Genomic DNA, 21994 nt, shown 5'->3' on the forward strand with positions numbered 1-21994 from the left:
CAATATAATATGTGAAATTTGCACACATTTAATTTAGAACGATTTTATGGAAAACGTTTATATCTACATGCTCATCGCTCTGGCCTTTTTGGCCGTTGCAGATCTTGTAGTTGGAGTTAGCAACGATGCGGTAAATTTCTTGAATTCTGCCATAGGCTCTAAGGCCGTATCGTTTAGAACCATTATCATTGTAGCCAGTTTGGGCGTTGCGCTAGGCGCCATGTCTTCGAGTGGGATGATGGAAGTTGCTAGAAAAGGCATTTTCAATCCTGGCGAGTTTATGTTTGATGAGATCATGATCATTTTTACCGCGGTCATGATTACCGATATCTTGCTTCTGGATTTTTTCAACACCTTGGGCATGCCAACCTCCACAACCGTTTCCATTGTATTTGAGCTTCTGGGCGCTTCTGTTTGTGTGGCACTTTTGAAAATTTCGGCAAGTGATTCTGAGACCTTTTTGGATCTTGGCAATTACATCAACAATGAAAAGGCTATAGAAATCATTGTGGGCATCCTATTATCTGTGGTCATTGCTTTTACCATAGGTGCAATCATTCAGTTTCTTTCTAGATTATTATTGAGTTTCAAATTTGAAAGTAAACCAGATTATTATGGTGCTATTTTTAGCGGATTGGCAACGACATCAATTTTATACTTCATTTTAATCAAAGGCATCAAGAACGCATCGTTTATGAACGATACGGTTCAAGATTTTATTGGAGACCACCCATTGCAATTGATTGGCCTAAGCTTTTTAGTGCTTACCATCCTATCTTATCTTTTTATAAGTTTTACCAAAAAGAGTATTTACGTCGTTATTATCATTATCGGCACGTTCGCATTAGCGGTAGCTTTTGCAGGTAATGATTTGGTTAATTTCATTGGGGTGCCCATTGCAGCCTTCAATTCTTATGAAGCATGGTCTGTGAGTGGTAGTTTACCATCAGAATATGCTATGGATGCCTTGAATCAACCCGTGGGCACAAAACCCATTTTATTGCTCATCGCGGGTCTTATCATGGTGTTGACCTTGTGGTTCTCCACAAAGGCTAGGGCCGTTGTGAAAACATCGGTTGATCTATCCAGACAGGACAATGTGAAGGAGCGTTTTGAGCCAAACTTCTTGTCCCGAACCATTGTAAGAGGAAGTATTGCTGCTTCTGAAGGCTTCAATAAGTTGTTCTCAAAAACTGGAAAGACTTACATAGATAAACAATTTGAGAAACCAACACAGGTCATAGCATCCAAAACCGAAGACCAGCCCGCCTTTGATTTGGTGCGTGCTGCGGTCAACCTCATGGTGGCCAGCGTATTGATTTCTGTAGCAACTTCCATGAAGTTGCCTTTATCAACCACTTATGTGACTTTCATGGTTGCCATGGGAACCTCTTTGGCCGATAGAGCATGGGGGAGCGAAAGCGCTGTATATCGCGTCGCTGGTGTGCTCAATGTTATTGGCGGATGGTTTTTCACGGCCTTTAGCGCCTTTCTTGCCGCTGCGATTATGGCGGTTATTCTCTACTACGGAAGGGCGTACGCGCTCACAGGACTTTTAGTTTTGGCCATCTTACTATTAGTTAAAAATTACATTGGCCACCGCAAGGAAACCAAAGAGCAAAAAGAAGTAGACAGCCTTGAGCGTGCCGAAAGCAGCTCTACCCAAGGCGTAATCATAGAAAGCGCTAAAAACATCGCAAACGTCGTAAAACGTGGCAACAAGATATATACCGGCGCGATCAATGGTTTGGCCACACAAAACCATAAGACGCTCAAAAAGAACAAAAAACAAGTTGCCAAACTCTCCAATGAGATTGACGATCTAAGGGACAACATCTTTTATTTTATCAAAAACCTGGAAGAGCCAAGCATGTCGGCCAGTAATTTCTACATCAATATACTAGGGTATTTGCAGGATATATCACAGTCTTTGGAGTTCATTTCCAAGATGAGCTATAAACATGTGAACAATAACCATAAGAAACTCAAATTCAGTCAAATCAAGGAGCTCAAGGAAATTGATGAGGTTATGGAAACCTTGTTCGCCAATACAAAAAATGCGTTTGATGCAGAATCTTTCGAGGAAATTGGCATAGTACTTACTGAAAAACAGAAGGTATTGAACATGGTCAACCAAAAGATCACCAAACAGGTAGAACGCACCAGAACCGAAGAATCGAGTCCTAAAAACACGACGCTTTACTTTAGTTTGCTGTTAGAAACCAAAGACCTACTAAATGCTACCATGAACCTTTTGGAAGAGTATTACACGGCACACGACAGCAAGGTAGAACCGGCAAGATTGCCAGACACCAATGAAGACAGCACACCATCTGGATCTTAAGCAAATTGGCTTTGTGCATTTGAAATCAATAGCATTACTCTAAATTCGTTTTAAAAAAAGGGAAGGTGCTTTGCCGAATACCACGGGCATACATTCAATTTTGTTACATGTTGCTTTGCGAATCTCTTCGTGGTGGTTATTTCACAGAGATGCGCGGAGTTTCACTGAGACACACAAAGAAGTGCATGGCTTTGCCCCTATATGAGATATGTCTCCAGAAAGGAGTTTCACTCCAATAGCTTCAGCCATAAAAAAATTCATTTGCTGGTTTAAACGCCAGATCTCACTTTGCTTTGTGAATCTCTGATTGATGGTTATTTCACAGAGATGCGCGGAGTTTCACTGAGACACACAAAGAAGTGCATGGCTTTGCCCTATATGAGATATGTCTCCAGAAAGGAGTTTCACTCCAAAAGCTTCAGCCATAAAAAAATTCATTTGCTGGTTTAAACGCCAGATCTCACTTTGCTTTGCGAATCTCTGATTGATGCTTATTTCACAGAGATGCGCGGAGTTTCACTGAGATACACAAAGAAGTGCTTGGGTTTGCTCTTTGATGAAATATGTCTCCAAAAAGGAATTTGACTCCAAAAGTTTCAGCCTTAAAAAAATTCATTTGCTGGTTTTTAACGCCAGATCTCACTTTGCTTTGCGAATCTCTGCGTGATGGTTATTTCACAGAGATGCGCCGAGTTTCACGGAGGTACACAAAGAAATGCATGGCTTTGCTCTTTGATGAAATATGACTCCAAAAAGGAATTTGACTCCAAAAGCTTTAGCCATAAAAAATTTCATTTGCTGGTTTAAACGCCAGATCTCACTTTGCTTTGTGAATCTCTGCTTGATGGTTATTTCACAGAGATGCGCGGAGTTTCACTGAGATACACAAAGAAATGCATGGCTTTGCTCTTTGATGAAATATGACTCCAAAAAGAAGTTTCACTCCAAAAGCTTTAGCCATAAAAAAATTCATTTGCTGGTTTAAACGCCAGATCTCACTTTGCTCTGCGAATCTCTGCGTAATAGCTGTTTCACAGAGATGTGTGGAGTTTCACTGAGATACGCAAAGGGAGTTGCTTGGTATTGGTGTTACTGAAAATAGGATCCCTTGAAGTAGGTCTATTGCCAAAAGCTTTAGCCATAAGGCATAATCAAAACAGGGTAAGCACGAGATGCCTTCCGTGGTGTTTTTAGACTTCAACTGCTCTGCCAATTTCCTCTAAACCAATAACGGTATCTTTTTTAGCTTCATATTTCTTTTCATCCACCACGTAGGTTTTGGATAGGGAATCATGCCAGCCTTTGCCATCGGTCCCTAAAAAGGAAAACTGCTCAAACGGGATCAAACGACAAAGCGTGCGCAGTAAAATATCGGAAAAACCAGGTTTAGAGCCATCTTCGAGCACCACTTTGGTTTGGGTTATGTATTTACCAATGGATTTTGAAGTCAAGCTTTCAATGATGACGTAGTACACAAACAGAATTCCAAAACCGAAGACATAGTCCATTAATCGACTTTCCGACTCCACCACAATATCATAGAGGGCGTAATCACCCGTTAGTTCGGCCATCAAAGCGATCACAACACCAATGCCTGCACCAATGATCATTTGTATGATATAATCAACAATAAAGTTTCCGAAACGTTTGCCCTTACTGGCCAAAAGATCTGTTGTGATGGTAATGGACCGGGAATTCATAAGCGTTTAATTTGGGGGTTTAGCTCTCAAATATAAAAGTAAAAATCAAAACTCCACTATCCTTTCGACCATCGGCAAAAAAAAACAGCATCATGGAAACATCCAAATGCTGTTTTTGTTGCCAATACCTAATTTTATCGGCTCAATTTACTTACGTACTTTAACTGCCGCACATCAAACAATCATCGCCTTCTGCTTCTTTGGCTTGCACAATCAAGGCTTTCATTTCCTCAGCACTCATTGGCGCTACTTCCTCAGGTTCCGGAGTTGATTTATTTGCAAATTTCTCGGCCGTTTTTGCGGCAGTCTCTTTTTGTTTTGCCAAGACTTTGGTTTGCTCAACATTGTCACCCTCCACTTCTTCCTGGATTGGCTGCTCCAACTTTTTCTTGTTCAAAGTAAATTTGATGGCATCAACAGCGCTCTTTGTTCTCAGGTAATACATGCCTGTTTTGAGTCCGCTCTTCCAAGCATAAAAATGCATGGAGGTTAACTTGGCCATGTTTGCGCCTTCCATGAACAAATTGAGCGATTGGGATTGGTCAATGAAATAACCTCTTTGGCGTGACATATCGATAATGTCTTTCATACTGAGCTCCCATACCGTTTTGTATAGTTCTTTGAGGTCCTGCGGAATGCCTTCAATATCTTGAACAGAGCCGTTGGCACGCATGATATCCTGTTTCAGGGTTTCGTTCCAAAGACCCAATTCCACTAGATCCTCCAGCAAATGCTTGTTCACTACGATAAATTCGCCAGACAGCACACGACGTGTATAGATGTTTGAAGTATAAGGTTCAAAACACTCATTGTTACCTAAAATCTGTGAAGTAGATGCGGTTGGCATAGGCGCCACCAATAAGGAGTTACGCACCCCGTGCTTCATGATGCTTTTTCGAAGTTTTGCCCAATCCCATCTGCCGCTAAGATCTTCGTCTTTAACACCCCAAAGGTTGTGCTGAAATTCGCCTTGGCTTATAGGAGACCCTTCATAAGACTGATAAGGCCCATCGGCTTTTGCTTCTTCCATACTTGCGGTTAATGCCGCAAAATATAAGGTTTCAAAAATATCCTTGTTCAACTGTTTGGCCTCGTCACTGGTAAAAGGCAATCTCAATGTGATAAACGCATCTGCCAAGCCTTGCACGCCAAGTCCAACAGGTCTGTGACGGAAATTGGAATTCTCTGCCTCTTTTACCGGATAGTAATTGCGATCAATCACACGGTTTAGGTTTTTGGTCACGCGTTTGGTAATCTTAAACAATTCCTTGTGATCAAACTCGCCGTTCTTGATGAACATTGGCAAGGCAATCGATGCCAAATTACACACCGCAACCTCGTCTGGAGCAGTGTACTCCATGATCTCTGTACATAAATTCGAGGAACGAATAGTCCCTAAATTTTTCTGATTGGATTTGCGGTTGGCTGCATCTTTGTACAACATGTACGGTGTGCCCGTTTCAATCTGTGATTCCAAGATTTTCTCCCAAAGCTCCCGAGCCCTGATGGTTTTGCGTCCTTTGCCTTCAGCTTCATATTTGAGATACAGTGCTTCAAACTCTTCGCTATGGGTTTCTGGTAATCCCGGACATTCATTCGGGCACATTAAGGTCCATTTTCCATTTTCCTCAACGCGTTTCATGAACAAATCTGAAATCCACATGGCATAGAACAAATCCCTGGCGCGCATTTCCTCTTTTCCGTGGTTCTTTTTAAGGTCCAGAAAATCGAAGATATCGGCATGCCAAGTTTCGATGTAAATGGCAAAGCTTCCTTTGCGCTTGCCACCACCTTGATCTACGTAGCGAGCGGTATCGTTGAACACCTTCAGCATGGGCACAATGCCATTAGAAGTTCCGTTGGTACCAGAGATGTAACTTCCGGTAGCGCGAACATTGTGTATGGCCAGACCAATTCCGCCGGCAGATTGAGAAATCTTAGCGGTCTGTTTTAACGTGTCATAAATGCCGTCGATGCTGTCATCCTTCATCGTCAAGAGAAAACAGGAAGACATTTGCGGTTTAGGTGTGCCCGAGTTAAAAAGTGTTGGTGTAGCGTGTGTAAAGTATTTTTTAGACATGAGTTCATAGGTCTCAAGTGCCGATTCCAAGTCATTCAAATGAATCCCGATGGAAACCCTCATAAGCATGTGCTGTGGACGTTCGGCAATCTCACCATTCAATTTTAGAAGGTAAGAACGCTCCAAGGTTTTAAAGCCGAAATAATCGTAGTTGAAATCGCGGTTGTAGATAATGGTCGAATCCAATTGATCCTTATTATCCATAATGACTTTATACACCTCATCAGAGAGAAGCGGCGCTTTCTTGCCCGTTCTCGGGTTCACATAAACGTACAGATCGTGCATGACCTCGCTAAAGGTTTTTTTGGTGTTTTTGTGTAAGTTAGACACAGAAATTCGCGCTGCCAATTTCGCATAATCGGGATGTGAAGTGGTTAGGGTGGCAGCAACTTCTGCAGCCAAATTATCCAAGGCACTAGTGGTCACGCCATCATACAAACCTTCAATTACTCGCATCGCCACTTTAACAGGATCTACAATTTCATTAAGGCCATAGCAGAGTTTGCGCACTCTGGCGGTAATTTTGTCGAACATCATTGGTTCTTTTCTTCCGTCTCTTTTTATTACAACCATACTTTCCCGTTTTTTCTTCTGAAATACAGGATTTCAGAATTTGTTAATTGATGAATGAATTTTGAACTAAAATCCTAAATTTATGCTTTGATTTTGAGATAAGAGATCCGCTTCCCTACTCAGGAATTCCAACAAACTCGACTTTAAATCTATAGTATTTTGAGGTGTCGCCTTTTAAGTTGATATAAAATTTCAACGGAAGGCCTTACCAATATCTTTAAAAGTCAGCGTCAAAACTGAACTTATCCTTCTCATCCTCTTTGCTCATTACACCTGCCTTTTGATACTCTGCAACACGTTTTTCAAAGAAATTGGTTTTTCCTTGCAGTGAGATCATATCCATAAAATCGAAAGGATTGGCCGTGTTGTATTCTTTCTCACATTCCAGCTCCACCAAAAGACGGTCGGTTACAAACTCGAGGTATTGGGACATTAGCTTGGCGTTCATCCCAATTAAACTCGCTGGTAGTGACTCTGTAATAAATTCACGCTCAATAGTTAAGGCATCCACTAGAATCTCTCTAATACGCGCCTTAGGGACTTTATTAATGAGATGCTTGTTATGCAAATGCACTGCAAAATCGGCGTGTACGCCTTCATCCCTTGAAATCAGTTCGTTTGAAAAGGTCAATCCAGGCATTAAGCCTCTTTTCTTCAACCAGAAAATAGAACAAAACGCTCCAGAGAAGAAAATCCCCTCCACAGCAGCAAAAGCGATCAAACGCTCTGCAAAGCTTGGCGAATCGATCCATTTCAAGGCCCAGTCTGCTTTTTTCTTGATCGCAGGAAAATTTTCAATAGCGTTGAAAAGCAAATCTTTTTCTTCTTCATCCTTGACGTAAGTATCAATCAAGAGCGAATAGGTTTCACTATGAATGTTTTCCATCATGATTTGGAAACCATAGAAGAATTTCGCCTCACTATACTGCACCTCATTAACGAAGTTTTCCGCTAGGTTTTCATTGACAATACCGTCACTGGCAGCGAAAAAGGCCAAAATATGTTTGATGAAATAACGCTCATCGTCGTTAAGCTTGTTTTTCCAATCGCTCAAATCCTGATGCAGATCAATTTCTTCTGCAGTCCAAAAACTAGCTTCAGATTTTTTATACCATTCCCAAATATCATGATGTTTGATTGGAAAGATGACGAATCTATCTTTATTTTCCTGTAAAATTGGTTCTGTGATTTGAGACATGCCTTAGTTTTTTTTGGATTATTTGGATTGAAACATTGTTTCGACTTGGGACTAACAAAGATTGGAAAACGCAGTGAATATTTTCGGCATTTCGAACAAAGCTTTTCAACAAGTTTTTAACAATACGATTTTTATCCAAAAATCCAGCAGCTGTTTATATTTTAGAATAAAACATTAAAGACCAGATAGTTATTCGAGAAAGTAAGACTTTCATAAAGTAAGCAAATTACTGTTAAAACACCCTTCGACAGTGATGTTACCTAGCTTAGGAAGACTAAAAGACACATAAAAAAAAGAGCGTTAAAAACGCTCTTCCCCCCTTAAATATTAACTAAACTAACTCAAATAAGTGATGAAAATAACTTCTCTTCTGTTCAATGAGAAATTGACAAAAAAGTCAGGCCGAGACCTGACTTTTAAATATTAATAGTAACTAAAAACTCAATAAATCCCCACATTCATAAAGTAAATAGAACTAATAATAGCTTGTCAAATTACTTTCAGTTCAAATATTAAAAATATAAGGGAAATGCCAAGCACCAAATGTATCTTTGGTTAAAAAAGCTGTATAACTGGTAAAAATTCGTAGTCCAGAATTACAAGGGGTGTTACAAAAATTCTCATTATACGCAAAATTGGACTAACCATACATTTAAGCTCTTAATTACAGCAAATAATTCTATATTTGATATTATGATCAAGGCAGTTATAGTAGATGATGAACCTAAAGCCATCCAAAGTTTATCTTGGGAGCTATCCCATTTTAGCAAAAATGTGCAAATCATCAATACGTTTACCAGCCCAGAAGAAGCCATAGTTTATATCAACAAAAACACCTTAGACTGTCTGTTTCTGGACATTCAAATGCCCACTATGGATGGCTTTCAATTTTTAGAGCGCCTATCTAATAAGGAAATGGCTGTAGTAATTACCACGGCTTATGATGAGTTTGCCATAAAAGCCTTAAAGCACGAGGCTATAGATTACCTATTAAAACCTATTGACTCTGACGATCTTGAGCAAACCATTGAGAAAATAACCAAATTCAAATTGCGATCCAGTTCGAACACCTCCAAAATTGAGGAGGTATTGGAAAGTCTTACCGAACGTTTTGATAACAAAAAAATTACCATCAATACCGATGGCAGATTGTTATTTTTAGACATTGAGGATATTATTTTCGTGGAATCTGACGGCAACTATTCCATAATCTATACAATGGATAACAAAAAAATAGTGATTACAAAAAAACTCAAAGAAGTGGACGCCTTATTGCCAGATCATTTTTTCTTTAGAATCCATAACTCCTTTATCGTGAACTTGACTAAAATTAAAGAATTCGTGAAAAATCACGGTTATGTGGTCATGACCTCCAATCATAAGATTCCTGTGGCCCGCCAAAGGAAATCTGAATTTTTAGAAAAACTTTGACTTGAAACTTTGCAAAACCCATAAGCGCATCCAGATACCACACTTGTATGTTTTGATGCTTTTGTGTGGCTTAATGTGCCCTTTAGGAAGCGGTGCACAGGATGATAAGGATCAGAACACAGTGTTTAAAACTGCTGTTGATCAATTGTTAGCCAATACTCCAAGAGACTATACCTCCATAAATGATGTTTTGTATCCCTATAGGGGTGACAGCATCAAACTCAAACAGTTCATATCAAAAGCAAAAAACGAGAACTACTTAGAAGGCGAATCTTATGCACTCAATGTTTTAGGTGTTTTGTATCGAAATATTTCACAATATGAGCGTTCCATAAAACTGCATAAAAAAGCAAGGGAATTGGCACAAGTTGCAGATAATGTAGAATTAAGGGTTATAAGCCTCAACAATGTTGGTGTTGCCTACAGGCGCATGAACCTTGTAAAACCGGCGTTGGACTTTCACACTAAGGCACTTGATATATCTAGCGCTCTAAAAAACCCATCGCAGGAGATCCAACACAATATTGCCGTTTCCCACAACAGTATTGGCAATATTTATCTTGTGCTTGAGCAGTATGATTTGGCAATGAAACAATTTCAAAAATCCTTGATCATTGAGAAAAAAGAAGGTAATCAATTGGGCTTGGCAATCAATTACCAAAATATTGGCTATGCCTACGAGCAAAAAGGAGATCTTGAAAATGCACTTAGAAATTACAAGTTGTCTCTCGATTTCAACAACCAGATCAATTCCAATTTGGGTCGCGTAATTTGCTATAACAGCATAGGCGCAGTTTACATCAAGCAAAAAAAGTACATTGATGCCAAAATGATCATTGAAAAAGCGTTAGAAAAAGTGCTTATAATTGGCGACCAGTTTTACGTCGCCGAATCTTACATTAATTTAGGTTGGGTGCAAGAGGAAATGGGCCAATTAGAAGCTTCAGAGCGCAACCTAAATAAGGGTTTGAATATTGCCAAAGCGCATAATCTAAACTTCTATATTGTTGAGGCTGGCAAACATTTATCAGATCTTTATGCAAAAAAAGGGAACTACGAGCTCGCACTGCAACATTTCACGGAGGCCATAACCATTGAAAAAAACATCAATAACGATCGCAATTTACGCTACGTAAACGATGTGATTATCCAATACGAAAATGAAGTCAAGAACAGGGAAATCAAAGCACTTGCCAATGAGAACGAACTTGTAAAATTCAAACTTGAGCGCAACAAAACCATTTTTTGGTACTCGATCTTAGGTCTTGCCATCATCGCAGCTTCCTTGATTGCCGTTTACCGCAACCGCCAATTGCAACAAGAAAAACAAATTCTAACGCTAGAACAAGACATGTTGAGAAATCAAATGAATCCACATTTTATCTTCAACTCGCTCAATTCCATTAAACTCTACATCATTAATAATGAGAAAGAAAATGCGGTGTATTATCTCAATAAATTTTCAAAATTAATACGTAAAATATTGGTGGCCTCCACAGAAAAGGAAACCACTTTGGCAGACGAGTTGGATACCATGCAACTCTATATGACTATTGAGAACATACGATTTGATGACCAAATACTATTTAATATCAAAGTTGAGGACACCATTAATACAGCGAGCATTAAAATACCATCGCTAATTTTGCAACCATTTTTGGAAAATGCCCTTTGGCACGGCTTATCTTCCAAAGCCGATGATAAAAAAATAAAACTGCATGTGTATCGCACATCAGAAGATATGGTGGATATCGCTATAACCGATAATGGCATCGGCAGAAAAGAAGCTGCTAAAATCAAGAGCGGCAAGTACCTAAAACGCAAATCCATGGGCATCGCCATTACTAAAGCCCGATTAGCCAATTTCTCTAAAAGTTATACCGAAGACTATCAAATTAATATTGAGGATTTGTATGACAACTCTGGAAACAAAGCCATTGGCACGCGCATTTTGGTGAGAATACCAACGCGTACAACGGCTATGAGAACCGCTTAAGGTCTAAGGGGGTGATTCAATTGAATAGGGTCACTATCAAACCCAAGTTTTGCCAGTCTTAAAGCTTATTCGCCACCTTTTCCAACTCGGCATACCAATCTTCTCCAAATTTTCTAATCAGCCCCTCTTTTACAAATTTATAAATGGGCACCTGCAATTCTTTACCAAGTGTGCAAGCATCATCGCAAATTTCCCAACGGTCATAATTTACTGCTGAAAATTCAGAATAGTCCTTAATCCTTACTGGATATAGATGGCACGACACTGGTTTTTTCCATGAGATTTCGCCTTGGTTATAGGCTTCTTCAATACCGCAGAGCGCAGTTTTGTTTTTGCCAAAAATCACGTATGCGCAATCGGCACCGTCTATCAATGGTGTTTCATGCTCGCCAAATTCTGTGGTAATGTGTGTGCCCTGTTTCTCTATGGCTTCAATGCCTTGCTTCCTAAGAAAAGGTTTTACTTTAGGATAGATATCTTTAAGGATCTGCGTTTCTTCAAGTTCCAGCGGCGCTCCAGCATCGCCATTAATGCAGCAAGCTCCTTTGCATGCGCTAAGATTGCACACAAAATCCTTCTCTATAATATCTTCTGAAACTATGGCCTTACCGAGTTGAAACATCGCTGAATTTTAGTAAAATATTAGGTTGCAAAAGTAGGCAAACTTTACGATTATTTAACGTTATAAATCATAAGCTAAGCAGTACTTTTGCCAAAAATTTTTTTAATATGGACCTTCAGCTCAACATAAAGGAAATATTTACCGCGTTCATGATTTTATTCGCGGTTATTGATATCGTTGGTAATATTCCCATTGTAATCGATCTTCGTAAAAAAGCGGGTCATATCGAGAGCGGAAAAGCATCCATAATCGCTGGTGTGATCATGGTGATTTTTCTGTTTCTGGGACAGACCATTTTATCATTGATTGGCTTAGGCGTCAACTCCTTCGCGGTTGCTGGATCTTTCATTCTGTTTTTTATTGCACTTGAAATGATTTTAGGCATAACCTTATACAAGGAAGATGAAAATGCGGCGATGACTGCATCGGTGTTTCCATTGGCCTTCCCGTTAATTGCTGGCCCTGGAAGTTTAACCACGCTACTGTCACTTAGGGCAGAATACCGTATAGAAAATATTATTGTTGCGGTGGTACTGAATGTTATCATTATCTTTGTGGTATTAAAAACCTCATCCAGAATTGAGCGTATGATCGGTCAAAATGGGATCAATATCATAAGAAAAGTATTTGGTGTGATCTTATTGGCTATTGCGGTAAAACTATTTGCCTACAATATCAAGGCGCTCTTTGAACTGGTATAAAATAAATGAAAATGAAAATTCTTAGCATCATTCTTAGCGTTCTTGCGATTGCAATTGTGGTTTTCAACGTAACCAAATTAGATTTCAACAATTTATTTGCAGGAGATAGTCTAACGGCATTGATTTGCATCACAGCCTCACTTTGTGCAATTTTACTGCTTCAAATCCTTAGCGTTTCCAAAAAAATAGAGCAGAAGGTTAAGTCTTAAGACTTAGAACCTTTATAAAGTTACTTCCTAATTTGAGTGGTATAAAAACTTGTGGAGTTATAAAAGCAGTTCGCTAGATCTACCCAACCATCTGCCAATTGCTTTGTTTTCACTTCTGAAGGATTCTAAAACTGAAGGATCAATTTGGCAATCACAAAGTAGATTAAAATGCCAAAAACATCATTACTTGTGGTGATAAATGGCCCCGTGGCCACTGCAGGATCTATGCCCCTTTTATCCAAGAATATTGGAATAAATGTGCCAATCATTGCTGCCATTACGATTACAGATATTAAAGCAATGCCAACGGTAATTGAAACGATGTAAGGTGTGCCAAAGAGAAAATGGGTAATAACCAAGGCAATACAGGCAATTGCCAAGCCGTTGACCAAGCCCAACAATGCTTCCTTTAAAAGACGCTTAAAGATTTTACCATCCAAGCTATCATTTGCCAACCCTTGCACAATAATTGCAGACGACTGTACGCCAACGTTACCAGCAGTTGCTTGGATGAGCGGCACGAAACTGAGCAGCACTATAAAATCACCCATTTCACCATTGAAATACTCAATAATGCTGGCAGCTCCTAAACCACCAAACATACCAATCAATAACCATGGCAGGCGCGCTCGGGTCAATTTCAAAATACTATCATCGGCCTCAACACCTTGTGAAATACCGGCAGCCATTTGGTAATCCCTATCTGCTTCTTCCCTTATCACATCCACAATATCATCAATGGTGATGCGGCCCAGTAGTTTTTGATTACTATCCACCACAGGGATGGCCTCAAGATCATACTTTTGCATGATACGCGCTACGTCTTCTGCATCATCATCCACATGCACATAATCTACGGTTTTGATGTAGATATCGGCAATCTTATGCTCTGCCTTGGCCACGATCAAATCCTTTAGGGACAGGCGACCTATGAGTTTATTCTTTTTATCGACCACATAAATGGAATGCACTCTGGTAACGTCTTTGGCCTGAACACGAATACGTCTTAAACAGCCCGCAACGGTCCAGGTTTCGTAAACCTTTACCAGCTCTTTTGCCATGAGACCACCTGCGGTATCCTCATCGTAGGCCAAGAGTTCTGTGATTTCCTTCCGGTGCTCTTTATCTTCGATGTTTGAGATGACTTCTGCCTGGCGTTCTTCAGGGAGTTCTGCAATGATATCGGCCGCATCATCGGTATCGAGCTCTTCAATTTCCTCTGCGATTTCCTTGGCAGAAAGATTCCGAAGTACTTTTTCCCGGTTGTCCTCATCCATCTCAATGAGAATATCGGCAGTGGTCTCAGAATCCAACAGTTTGATGACATAGACCGAATCATCCAAATCGAGCTCATCCAAGATCTCTGCGATATCGGCATGGTGGAAATCTTCCAGCAAGCTTTTTAGCTCCTCGTCATTTCTTGTTTCAACCAAATGCTCCACCTGTGCGACAAGCTCATCGGTCAATTCAAACTGTATGTTTTCTTTCTCTTCGATCAAAGTGAGGCGTTTTATTAAAGGTTGCTGTCTTCTTGGATAAGCGATGTGAGTTCCAGAAACAATGGGACACTAAGTTGCTCTGGGCGCTTGTCAAAGATAGTGTTTGCTTTCAAATTATCTGAAAGATTGAAGGTTTTTAAACTGTTTCGTAAGGTTTTTCGGCGCTGTTGAAATGCGGTTTTTACCACCCTGAAAAAAAGTGCCTCATCACAAGGCAACTCAAAATTCGCCTTCCGTTTTAATAGCAATACACCAGAATCTACTTTTGGTGGCGGATTGAAAACATGAGGTGGCACAGTAAACAGGTACTCGGCATCATAAAACGCTTGGGTCAATACCGATAGGATGCCATAGACCTTACTGCCTTCCGAAGAACAAATGCGCAAGGCTACTTCTTTTTGGAACATGCCCGAAAACTCCGGGATTTGAGCTCTCATCTCCAAGGTCTTGAACAAAATCTGTGAGGAAATATTATACGGAAAGTTTCCAATAATAGCGAACGGCTCTCCATTAAAAACCAAATTGAGGTCGTACTTTAAAAAATCCTGTTGGATGATGCGGTTAGACAAATTAAGATAATTGGCCTTGAGATAGTCCACCGATTCTGTGTCAATTTCTATCACATGCGTCGTCGTGTCCTTATTCAAAAGGTACTTGGTCAACACGCCCATGCCTGGGCCAATTTCTAAAATTTGGTCATAGCCTTTATAAGATAGGCTGTCGGCAATTTTCTCGGCAACCGATTCGTCTTTCAAAAAATGCTGCCCTAAATGTTTTTTGGCGCGTACTTGATTTTGGTTTGTCACGTTGACTTTTTTTTTTAAGCATCTATTTCAAAGATTGGGATAGAATAGATATCAAATTTATTTTAGTGTTGCAAAGTTGGCGGTTTTGCGTTATCAGTTGTCTGTTGTCTGTTGTGTGGTATCTGTTATCCGACTTTAAAGTAGGCATAGCTGTTATCGCAAGGGCTACTCAACTAATCCCCAATTCCTCAAAACCAGAACTTCATGACCTCCCAATTACTAGTGCCTGAACCCAAAATCTTCATCCCCGGCATCGTACTCGTGCACAATTTCCATTTCTGTACGAAATGCCAATTGTTTATCGCCAAATTTCTTGAGACCTTCAGCTCTTAGTTTTTCGGCATCTTCTTTATAATAGGCATTCAATGCTTCTCGCGATTTGCATCTGTACTGTACAGAATACGTGATTCCGCCAAGATCTTCTTCTACGAGCACTTTAGAAAAGGTCGCTTTTTCAAATTTTCCAGTGGCTAATACCTGCGGAATGTGCTCGGTCTTCATCCACTCCAGCCACTCGTCGTGAGCACTGTCGTCTATGTTTATGGTTACGTTGTATATGATCATTGTATTGTTTGTTGGCTTAAAATACGGATTTTGTTATTTATTCTACTGAAAACTTCGACCGAGATTGCAAACTGAAACTGAGACTCAATTAATAGCATCCCCTCGAAGCATCCTAAAACGCTTCCGAGCCTCTACAAAATAAATACTGTCTTGATGGTTGAAGATGATTTTTTCGTAAAGGTCTTTCGCTTTTTCGGGCTGTGCCAATTGGGTTTCGTATAATTCAGCCAAATAAAAATAGGCGTCGTCGGCTAAAATCTCATCGCGATAATTAGCGATTATGTATTCGTAATTGGCAACTGCTTTTTCCAATTGGTTTGTTTTTTCAAATAATTTGGCTTGCATGTAAAGCGCTTGATCTTCGATGCTTTCGCCTTTATGTTCGGTAAGGATTTTATTCAGCAAAGTGATTCCTCTTTCATTTTTATTCTGAAATGACATCAAATCGGCTTTGGCATACAATTTTAGTGCGGTTTGCAGAGAATCTTCATCCTTATTGTCTGAAATGAGCAATTTCAATTCCAAAGCATCATTGGCAATCAATTGTGAAGTCGAAGCTTTTAAGATCTTGAGTTGTGATTCTGCCCAATCAAAATCGCCTTTATAATAACTGGTCTTCGCGACTTTGAATCGCGCTTCTTGTGAAATGCTGCTGTTTTTAACATTCGCCTGAATCTGGGAATAATAAATCAGGGCCTCGTTAAAACGCTCTTGATAGACGAGAATATCGGCCAATTTCATTTTAATTTCAGCCTCTTCGTAAACCGACAGTGGCAGCGACAGACTTTCTTTTAAAAATTGACTGGCTGCTTCTGGTTGATCATTGTAAAATGCGAGAAAATTACCGTAGCCAATTTGGAGTCCAAGGGTTTGCTCATTGATGCCATACTGCTCAATAAGCGCTTGATACTTGGCATCTACGGATTCCAGCGTTTTTATATCGGCATTCTCAACTTCCAGATCCAATAAGTACTGGTGAGCCAGCAACACGGTTTGGATGTCTTGAGAGTTCTCCAATATATAGTTGAAAATAGCTATTGCAGTCTCATCGTCATTGGCGGTTAAGCTGGTCAAGGCCAAATCTATGATGCGCCTTAGACTTTCTGGATTGCGTTTATAAAGTGCCTTTTCTTGGGTAAAGGCTTTGTTATATTCCTTTTGCTGAATGAAGAGCCAACTCAAGAGATCGTACCAATACACATCAGGTTGCGCCTGTAACTCTTTAAGCAGAAGCACTCTAAGAATACGATTGTTTTCGTTTTCCTTGTTTTCTGAAACAAAATCACTAAACGCACGTTTTGCGTTACCCAGAAAACTGGGGTTGAGCTCCAAATAATCCAGATAGCTTGAAAATAGTTGTTCAATATTGCCTTGTTCCCCATAAATGCGCGCCATTTGAAGGCTAAAATTATAATCGGGATTGAGTGCCATGCCTTTTTTATAGACTTCCAAGGCATATTCTAAAAGTGAATAATCCTCAAAACGTCTCGCAATGCCAAAGCTGTAACTCGGGTTTTCGTCCACTCTGGCGATGGCTTTGTTATAATAGTCGTCCGCACTATTTTGATCGCCTTTTAATTGATAATTATAACCCAATTCCACCATCACAGGCGGATAGTTTTGCTTGGTCAAGCGCTGCATGAGCAACTTTTCAGACTCGTCATACCGCTCCAATTGCTGAAGAGACTCTACAATTTTCTCGAAATACGTGTTGTTCTTGCTCTGCTCATAGAGTTTTTGATAAGTAAGCAGTGCTTTCTCAAATTCACCACGCTCAAAGTAACCATTCGCCAAAATCTCATCCTGTGCATGAAGCGAGCCGGCAGCGAGTAACAAAAACAGGAGTACAATGCGTTTCATTAGCAATATTTTAGGTAAATATAACACATGACACGTGTTCTTATTGTGAATGTTATGATAAAAGCTAAAGCGCAGCTTGTGCATTCGTTGATTTTGACTGTAGATTAGGTTGTGGGTTGTTGGTAGTAGGTCGTGGGTCGTGGGTGGTGGGTAGTGGGTTGTGGGTAGTAGGTCGTGGGTATTGGGTGGTGGGTAGAATAGATGATTTTGATTATGAAGCTTGCAAAAAAAAAGCCCAAACCGAAGTTTGGGCCTACCTATCAAAATAAATGCTATTAATCAAATGTTTTTAATATTCAATTATTTATTTTGTTTGGGCTTCTTTGAAATGTGAGCGCTAATGATGATTTAAAAAAAGACCTTGCTTGCCATAACAATTAGTACAACGAGCAAAACAATGCGTTTTATGTTTTTCATAATAAGTGGGATATCTCTTTCGATGGTATAAACATCAAGAAAAATCTACAAACTTCAAAACAAATGGCAGGATAATCGTTAAACAACCTTATTTATTAACACTTTATCGAATGTAAAAGGTGTTTTTCTTACGAATTCTGAATTTTGGAAAAGCCCGTGTAAGGGATCAATACCTCGGGAATGTCAATACCGTCTTCGGTTTGGTAGTTTTCCAAGATCCCAGCCAACACTCTTGGCAGTGCCAATGCACTACCGTTTAGGGTATGGCAAAGTTCGGTTTTACCTTCTTTATTTTTAAAACGCAATTTCAAGCGGTTGGCTTGAAAGGTTTCAAAATTGGAGACACTTGAAATTTCCAACCAACGGTCTTGCGCTGTGGAAAAGACCTCAAAATCGTAAGTTAACGCTGAAGTAAAGCCCAAATCCCCACCACAAAGTCTCAAAATACGGTAAGGTAATTTAAGTTCCTTCAAGATGGTTTTCACATGCTCTACCATGTGCTCCAAAGCTTGGTAGGATTTTTCGGGATGTTCTATGCGTAGTATCTCTACTTTATCAAACTGGTGCAAGCGATTTAGCCCTCTCACATGAGCGCCATAACTGCCAGCCTCACGTCTAAAACAGGGCGTGTAACCGGTTAACTGAATTGGCAAATCGGTTTCGGCCAATAGCGAATCCCGATACATATTGGTCGCTGGCACCTCGGCAGTTGGGATAAGATACAAATCATCTTCTCCCACATGATACATTTGGCCCTCCTTATCTGGCAATTGCCCAGTCCCAAAGCCCGAAGCTTCGTTGACCAAAAGTGGCAATTGGTATTCGGTATAACCTGCCGCTGTATTCTTGTCTAAAAAGTAGCTAATCAAGGCGCGCTGTAATTTGGCTCCCTTGCCTTTGTATACAGGAAAACCTGCGCCGGTTATCTTATTGCCCAATTCAAAATCAATGATGTCATAGGTTTTTGCCAATTCCCAATGCGGTTGTGCGGCGGCGTGTAATTTTGGGATATCGCCTTCACGATACACTTCTTCATTATCGGCTTCGCTATTTCCTGCTGGCACATCAAGATGAGGCACGTTTGGGATTTTATAAAGCAGCTCATTCAAGGCATTTACTTTTTCATTGAGTTGCTCTCCCAAAGCTTTGGAATCTTCCTTGAGTTGGGAAGTCTTAGCCTTGAGCTCGTTCGCTTCCGCAGCTTTGCCAGATTTAAAAAGGTTCCCGATTTCTTTTGAGATCGCATTGGATTCTGCCAAAGTATTGTCCAATTCGGTTTGGGTGGCGCGGCGCGCTTCATCCAAAAGAAGCACTTGATCAATCATCATGCTGGCATCAATCTGCCGTTTTGCCAAGCCCTTAAGCACTTCAGCCTTATGGTCTCTAATGTATGCAACTTGTAACATCTGTTCTAAAAATTTGATAAACGCCCTTTCATTCAGACGCTTAAATAAGCCTGCGAATTTAAGGATTTGCTACGGATTCTCATCCAGTTTTGAGGGTAAAATCCAGTCGTTGTGCTTAAAATGATGCCATTTCACAGCGCTCAAATCCACTTTGGGGTCTATAAAGCGTTGGCTCTTCTTCCCATTGATGCTTACAAAGGAACTCACATACACTTCCACATCCATGCCTTTTTCTGCAAAAACCGATTTCAAACGTTGCGCAAACTGCCAGATCACATCGGGTTTTGCGCTAACCGACCGTATTTGTTTTGGCGTGAGATAATCTTTAAGCGAGATGGTAATGACCTCGTTTGTGGCTTTATCAACCACTCTGTAATTGGTGTTCCCGCTTCTAGAACGCAGCATCATGCGCCAAGAAAGCCGGTGGCCTTCTTCAGACCAGAGCACATTGTCTGGATATAGGTATTGACGCAAAGGCAAGGCGACTTGAATGACAAAATAGCTAACAAAAAGCAGCATGAAAAGCTTGGCGTGTTTGGGAGCTATGACTTCTGCTTCGGAATAAAAAGGTTTCCGCTTCAAAAATAGTTTCTGAATTAGCTTTGGTTCGAAAAAGAAGAGTGCAAAGCCCAAGGATAAATACGGAAAAATACCTACCTGAAAAATAAACGAGTTGAACAGATGAAAAAAGATGGATGCAAAAAAGGCGAATTTCCGGGTGGGTTTCCACAGCAATAACGGAATGACCAAACCGTCAAATAAAATGCCGCCATAAGCTAGACCATAGTGCACCCAGCGGTTCTGCAGCAAATCGCCCACTAAAAAATAGTCCTTTTTGCTTCTCATCAACAGTTCTGGCACTGATAGATCCAACCAATCTGGATACATTTTTGCTTTTGCGGCATAAGTGTACACGATAATCATTTGAATGATAAACATCCACCGGCACCAATTGGGCATGGAAATGGATCTTAAGCTTGGATTTCTATTGGCATCTACCGAAAAATAATGATGTGCAGGCACTATCACCATCATCGCGTTTAGCAGCATCAACAAATAATAATGATTGTTGTATGAGGACTTTTGCATTAAGTACACACTGGCCCACATGAGCGTAAAACCCAACATGCTCCAACGGTATTTGTAACCCACCATAACAAAAATACCCAGAAGGCCCATAATGGCATAATAGGCATACATCCAATTACCGGGCAGCGGTTGCAAAAACTCAAAACCAATAAAGTTAAAGGTGAAATCGGGATCTATGAGTGTTCGCTTGATCCAGCCGGTAAAAATGGAACCTACCGCTTCCAAGAAAATCAGAAACCCAAAAATAACCCTAAAAATAACGAGCGCGCTGTTATCGATACGTTTAAATAAAAAATCACGCATGGATTCCTAGAAGATTATGGGCGTTTAATTTATCGGTTTCAAGTTGGGCTTGCAATTGCTCCAAAGATTCAAATTTGTGCTCATCGCGCAACCTGTGGAGAATCTCTACCACCAAGTCTTGGCCATAGAGGTCTTTATCCAACTTGAAAAAATGCACTTCAATGGATGGTTTATCTTTGGTTTCAACGGTGGGGTTGGTACCAATATTCATCATCCCATACACAGTTTTACCTTCTATATGCGCAGACACCACATAAACTCCATTCTTAGGGATGAGTTTATAAGCTGCTTCAATAAATAGGTTTGCTGTGGGAAAGTTGATGGTTTTACCCAGGCCTTTGCCTTTGATCACGCTACCGCTTAAAAAATACGCATAGCCTAAATAGGCATTGGCAGTTTGTACGTCACCTTCCGTCAAGGCAGTTCTGATTTTTGTGGAACTTACAGACACTTCCTCAATGTCTTGTGCGGAGATCTCCTCCACTTGAAAATCGAATTCCTTTCCGAAGATTTTCAAATCCTCAATATTGGCACTGCGATTTTTTCCGAAGTGGTGATCGTAACCTATAATGATATGCTTGGCATTGAGCTCATCTACCAAAATATGCCTCACATAATCATGTGCCGAAAGATTTGAAAACGCTTTAGTGAAAGGCTTTACGACCAATTGATCCAAACCAAATTTTGAAAGTATTTTTTTACGCTCGTCTATGGTATGCAGTAATTTGAGATCAAAATCGGGCTGCAACACCATTCTGGGATGTGGAAAAAAGGTAAGTACCACAGACTTCAACCCCTTTTTCTTGGATACCGACACCAAACGATTGATGATTTTTTGGTGGCCAATATGCACGCCGTCAAAGGTGCCAATGGTAATAACGCTTTCTGGGTGTTTTTGTTCTTTAGCCAAAAGTGATAATTTCTAGAATGATCTTAATTTGGGACAAAAATAGCCATTAAAAGTTTTGATTGATAAAGACCTGCCTAAAAAATGACCGGGATTATTTCATCTGAACCAAATTTAAGGTTTGTTACAAGGGTGTTTTTTTAACTATCTGCCAATTAAGATCGTTTAATGCCATAAAACCGATTAGCTCTTGCGTTTTGATCGACACATTAAAAAGAAGCTTACTTTTTCAGAATAATTCCATCAAGTTAAAAGGACAACTTTGGTTTTTAACTGAATCTGTTTACGT

17 protein-coding genes are annotated in these 21994 nt (G+C 40.1%); 6 read left to right on the forward strand and 11 right to left on the reverse strand.

Annotated elements, in window-relative coordinates; translation table 11 throughout:
- Positions 1-46 precede the first annotated feature (46 nt).
- Complete coding sequence (locus ESY88_RS16285; protein ID WP_147088190.1) at positions 47-2344, forward strand: inorganic phosphate transporter; 2298 nt, start codon at positions 47-49, stop codon at positions 2342-2344.
- A gap of 1190 nt (positions 2345-3534) precedes the next feature.
- On the opposite strand, the gene ESY88_RS16290 is transcribed toward ESY88_RS16285, so the two are convergent.
- From ESY88_RS16290 to ESY88_RS16300, 3 genes are all read right to left on the reverse strand, one after another.
- Positions 3535-4044 carry an RDD family protein gene (locus tag ESY88_RS16290; RefSeq protein ID WP_147088191.1) on the reverse strand — a complete coding sequence of 170 codons (510 nt, stop codon included), beginning with the start codon at positions 4042-4044 and terminating at the stop codon, positions 3535-3537.
- Positions 4045-4204: 160 nt separating this feature from the next.
- Positions 4205-6697, reverse strand: coding sequence for a ribonucleoside-diphosphate reductase subunit alpha (locus ESY88_RS16295; RefSeq protein ID WP_147088192.1), 2493 nt, complete (start codon positions 6695-6697; stop codon positions 4205-4207).
- A gap of 217 nt (positions 6698-6914) precedes the next feature.
- Complete coding sequence (locus ESY88_RS16300) at positions 6915-7895, reverse strand: ribonucleotide-diphosphate reductase subunit beta (RefSeq protein WP_147088193.1); 981 nt, start codon at positions 7893-7895, stop codon at positions 6915-6917.
- A gap of 693 nt (positions 7896-8588) precedes the next feature.
- Here ESY88_RS16300 and ESY88_RS16305 point away from each other — a divergent pair.
- Positions 8589-9326 (forward strand): LytR/AlgR family response regulator transcription factor, encoded by a 738-nt coding sequence (locus ESY88_RS16305; protein ID WP_147088194.1) that lies wholly within the window; start codon positions 8589-8591, stop codon positions 9324-9326.
- A 1-nt stretch (position 9327) separates the two neighbouring features.
- Positions 9328-11322 (forward strand): tetratricopeptide repeat-containing sensor histidine kinase, encoded by a 1995-nt coding sequence (locus ESY88_RS16310; RefSeq protein WP_223270864.1) that lies wholly within the window; start codon positions 9328-9330, stop codon positions 11320-11322.
- Between the two features lie 58 nt (positions 11323-11380).
- Here ESY88_RS16310 and ESY88_RS16315 read toward each other — a convergent pair whose 3' ends face one another.
- Positions 11381-11944, reverse strand: coding sequence for a DUF3109 family protein (locus ESY88_RS16315; protein WP_147088195.1), 564 nt, complete (start codon positions 11942-11944; stop codon positions 11381-11383).
- A 107-nt stretch (positions 11945-12051) separates the two neighbouring features.
- On the opposite strand from ESY88_RS16315, the gene ESY88_RS16320 reads away from it, so the two are divergent.
- On the forward strand, positions 12052-12645 hold the full coding sequence (locus tag ESY88_RS16320; RefSeq protein ID WP_147088196.1) for a MarC family protein: 594 nt from the start codon (positions 12052-12054) through the stop codon (positions 12643-12645).
- Between the two features lie 11 nt (positions 12646-12656).
- Entirely contained in the window at positions 12657-12854 is a 198-nt protein-coding gene (locus ESY88_RS16325) for a hypothetical protein (RefSeq protein ID WP_147088210.1), read from the forward strand.
- A 125-nt stretch (positions 12855-12979) separates the two neighbouring features.
- Here ESY88_RS16325 and mgtE read toward each other — a convergent pair whose 3' ends face one another.
- From mgtE to ESY88_RS16345, 4 genes are all read right to left on the reverse strand, one after another.
- Complete coding sequence (gene mgtE, locus ESY88_RS16330; RefSeq protein WP_147088197.1) at positions 12980-14353, reverse strand: magnesium transporter; 1374 nt, start codon at positions 14351-14353, stop codon at positions 12980-12982.
- Positions 14354-14367: 14 nt separating this feature from the next.
- A complete protein-coding gene (gene rsmA, locus ESY88_RS16335; RefSeq protein WP_147088198.1) occupies positions 14368-15159 on the reverse strand; it encodes a 16S rRNA (adenine(1518)-N(6)/adenine(1519)-N(6))-dimethyltransferase RsmA in 792 nt (263 codons plus the stop codon).
- A 219-nt stretch (positions 15160-15378) separates the two neighbouring features.
- The gene (locus ESY88_RS16340; protein WP_147088199.1) at positions 15379-15723 is read right to left on the reverse strand and encodes a DUF4286 family protein; all 345 of its coding nucleotides are present in this window, start codon (positions 15721-15723) and stop codon (positions 15379-15381) included.
- An 84-nt stretch (positions 15724-15807) separates the two neighbouring features.
- The gene (locus ESY88_RS16345; RefSeq protein WP_147088200.1) at positions 15808-17583 is read right to left on the reverse strand and encodes a tetratricopeptide repeat protein; all 1776 of its coding nucleotides are present in this window, start codon (positions 17581-17583) and stop codon (positions 15808-15810) included.
- Positions 17584-17699: 116 nt separating this feature from the next.
- Here ESY88_RS16345 and ESY88_RS21145 point away from each other — a divergent pair, with 116 nt between their 5' ends.
- Complete coding sequence (locus tag ESY88_RS21145; RefSeq protein ID WP_189702630.1) at positions 17700-17852, forward strand: hypothetical protein; 153 nt, start codon at positions 17700-17702, stop codon at positions 17850-17852.
- A gap of 276 nt (positions 17853-18128) precedes the next feature.
- Here the strand turns inward: ESY88_RS21145 and serS are convergent, their stop codons facing one another.
- The 3 genes from serS to ESY88_RS16365 form a co-directional block, all read right to left on the reverse strand.
- A complete protein-coding gene (gene serS / locus ESY88_RS16355) occupies positions 18129-19406 on the reverse strand; it encodes a serine--tRNA ligase (protein ID WP_147088201.1) in 1278 nt (425 codons plus the stop codon).
- Between the two features lie 69 nt (positions 19407-19475).
- Complete coding sequence (locus tag ESY88_RS16360; RefSeq protein WP_147088202.1) at positions 19476-20798, reverse strand: HTTM domain-containing protein; 1323 nt, start codon at positions 20796-20798, stop codon at positions 19476-19478.
- Positions 20791-21708, reverse strand: a complete 918-nt coding sequence (locus ESY88_RS16365) for a bifunctional riboflavin kinase/FAD synthetase (protein WP_147088203.1) — start codon at positions 21706-21708, stop codon at positions 20791-20793. Before ESY88_RS16365 ends, ESY88_RS16360 begins: the two co-directional genes overlap by 8 nt.
- Between the last annotated feature and the right edge of the window lie 286 nt (positions 21709-21994).

The sequence above is a fragment of the Subsaximicrobium wynnwilliamsii genome (genome assembly GCF_007997225.1).
GTDB classification, from domain to species: domain Bacteria; phylum Bacteroidota; class Bacteroidia; order Flavobacteriales; family Flavobacteriaceae; genus Psychroserpens; species Psychroserpens wynnwilliamsii.

Coding starts and splice junctions, on each gene's coding strand:
- ESY88_RS16320 (WP_147088196.1), top strand. CDS start 12,052: ATGGACCTTCAGCTCAACATAAAGGAAATATTTACCGCGTTCATGATT.
- ESY88_RS16285 (WP_147088190.1), top strand. CDS start 47: ATGGAAAACGTTTATATCTACATGCTCATCGCTCTGGCCTTTTTGGCC.
- serS (WP_147088201.1), bottom strand. CDS start 19,406: ATGTTACAAGTTGCATACATTAGAGACCATAAGGCTGAAGTGCTTAAG.
- ESY88_RS16340 (WP_147088199.1), bottom strand. CDS start 15,723: ATGATCATATACAACGTAACCATAAACATAGACGACAGTGCTCACGAC.
- ESY88_RS16315 (WP_147088195.1), bottom strand. CDS start 11,944: ATGTTTCAACTCGGTAAGGCCATAGTTTCAGAAGATATTATAGAGAAG.
- ESY88_RS16300 (WP_147088193.1), bottom strand. CDS start 7,895: ATGTCTCAAATCACAGAACCAATTTTACAGGAAAATAAAGATAGATTC.
- ESY88_RS16325 (WP_147088210.1), top strand. CDS start 12,657: ATGAAAATTCTTAGCATCATTCTTAGCGTTCTTGCGATTGCAATTGTG.
- ESY88_RS16290 (WP_147088191.1), bottom strand. CDS start 4,044: ATGAATTCCCGGTCCATTACCATCACAACAGATCTTTTGGCCAGTAAG.
- ESY88_RS16295 (WP_147088192.1), bottom strand. CDS start 6,697: ATGGTTGTAATAAAAAGAGACGGAAGAAAAGAACCAATGATGTTCGAC.
- ESY88_RS16360 (WP_147088202.1), bottom strand. CDS start 20,798: ATGCGTGATTTTTTATTTAAACGTATCGATAACAGCGCGCTCGTTATT.
- ESY88_RS16305 (WP_147088194.1), top strand. CDS start 8,589: ATGATCAAGGCAGTTATAGTAGATGATGAACCTAAAGCCATCCAAAGT.
- ESY88_RS16345 (WP_147088200.1), bottom strand. CDS start 17,583: ATGAAACGCATTGTACTCCTGTTTTTGTTACTCGCTGCCGGCTCGCTT.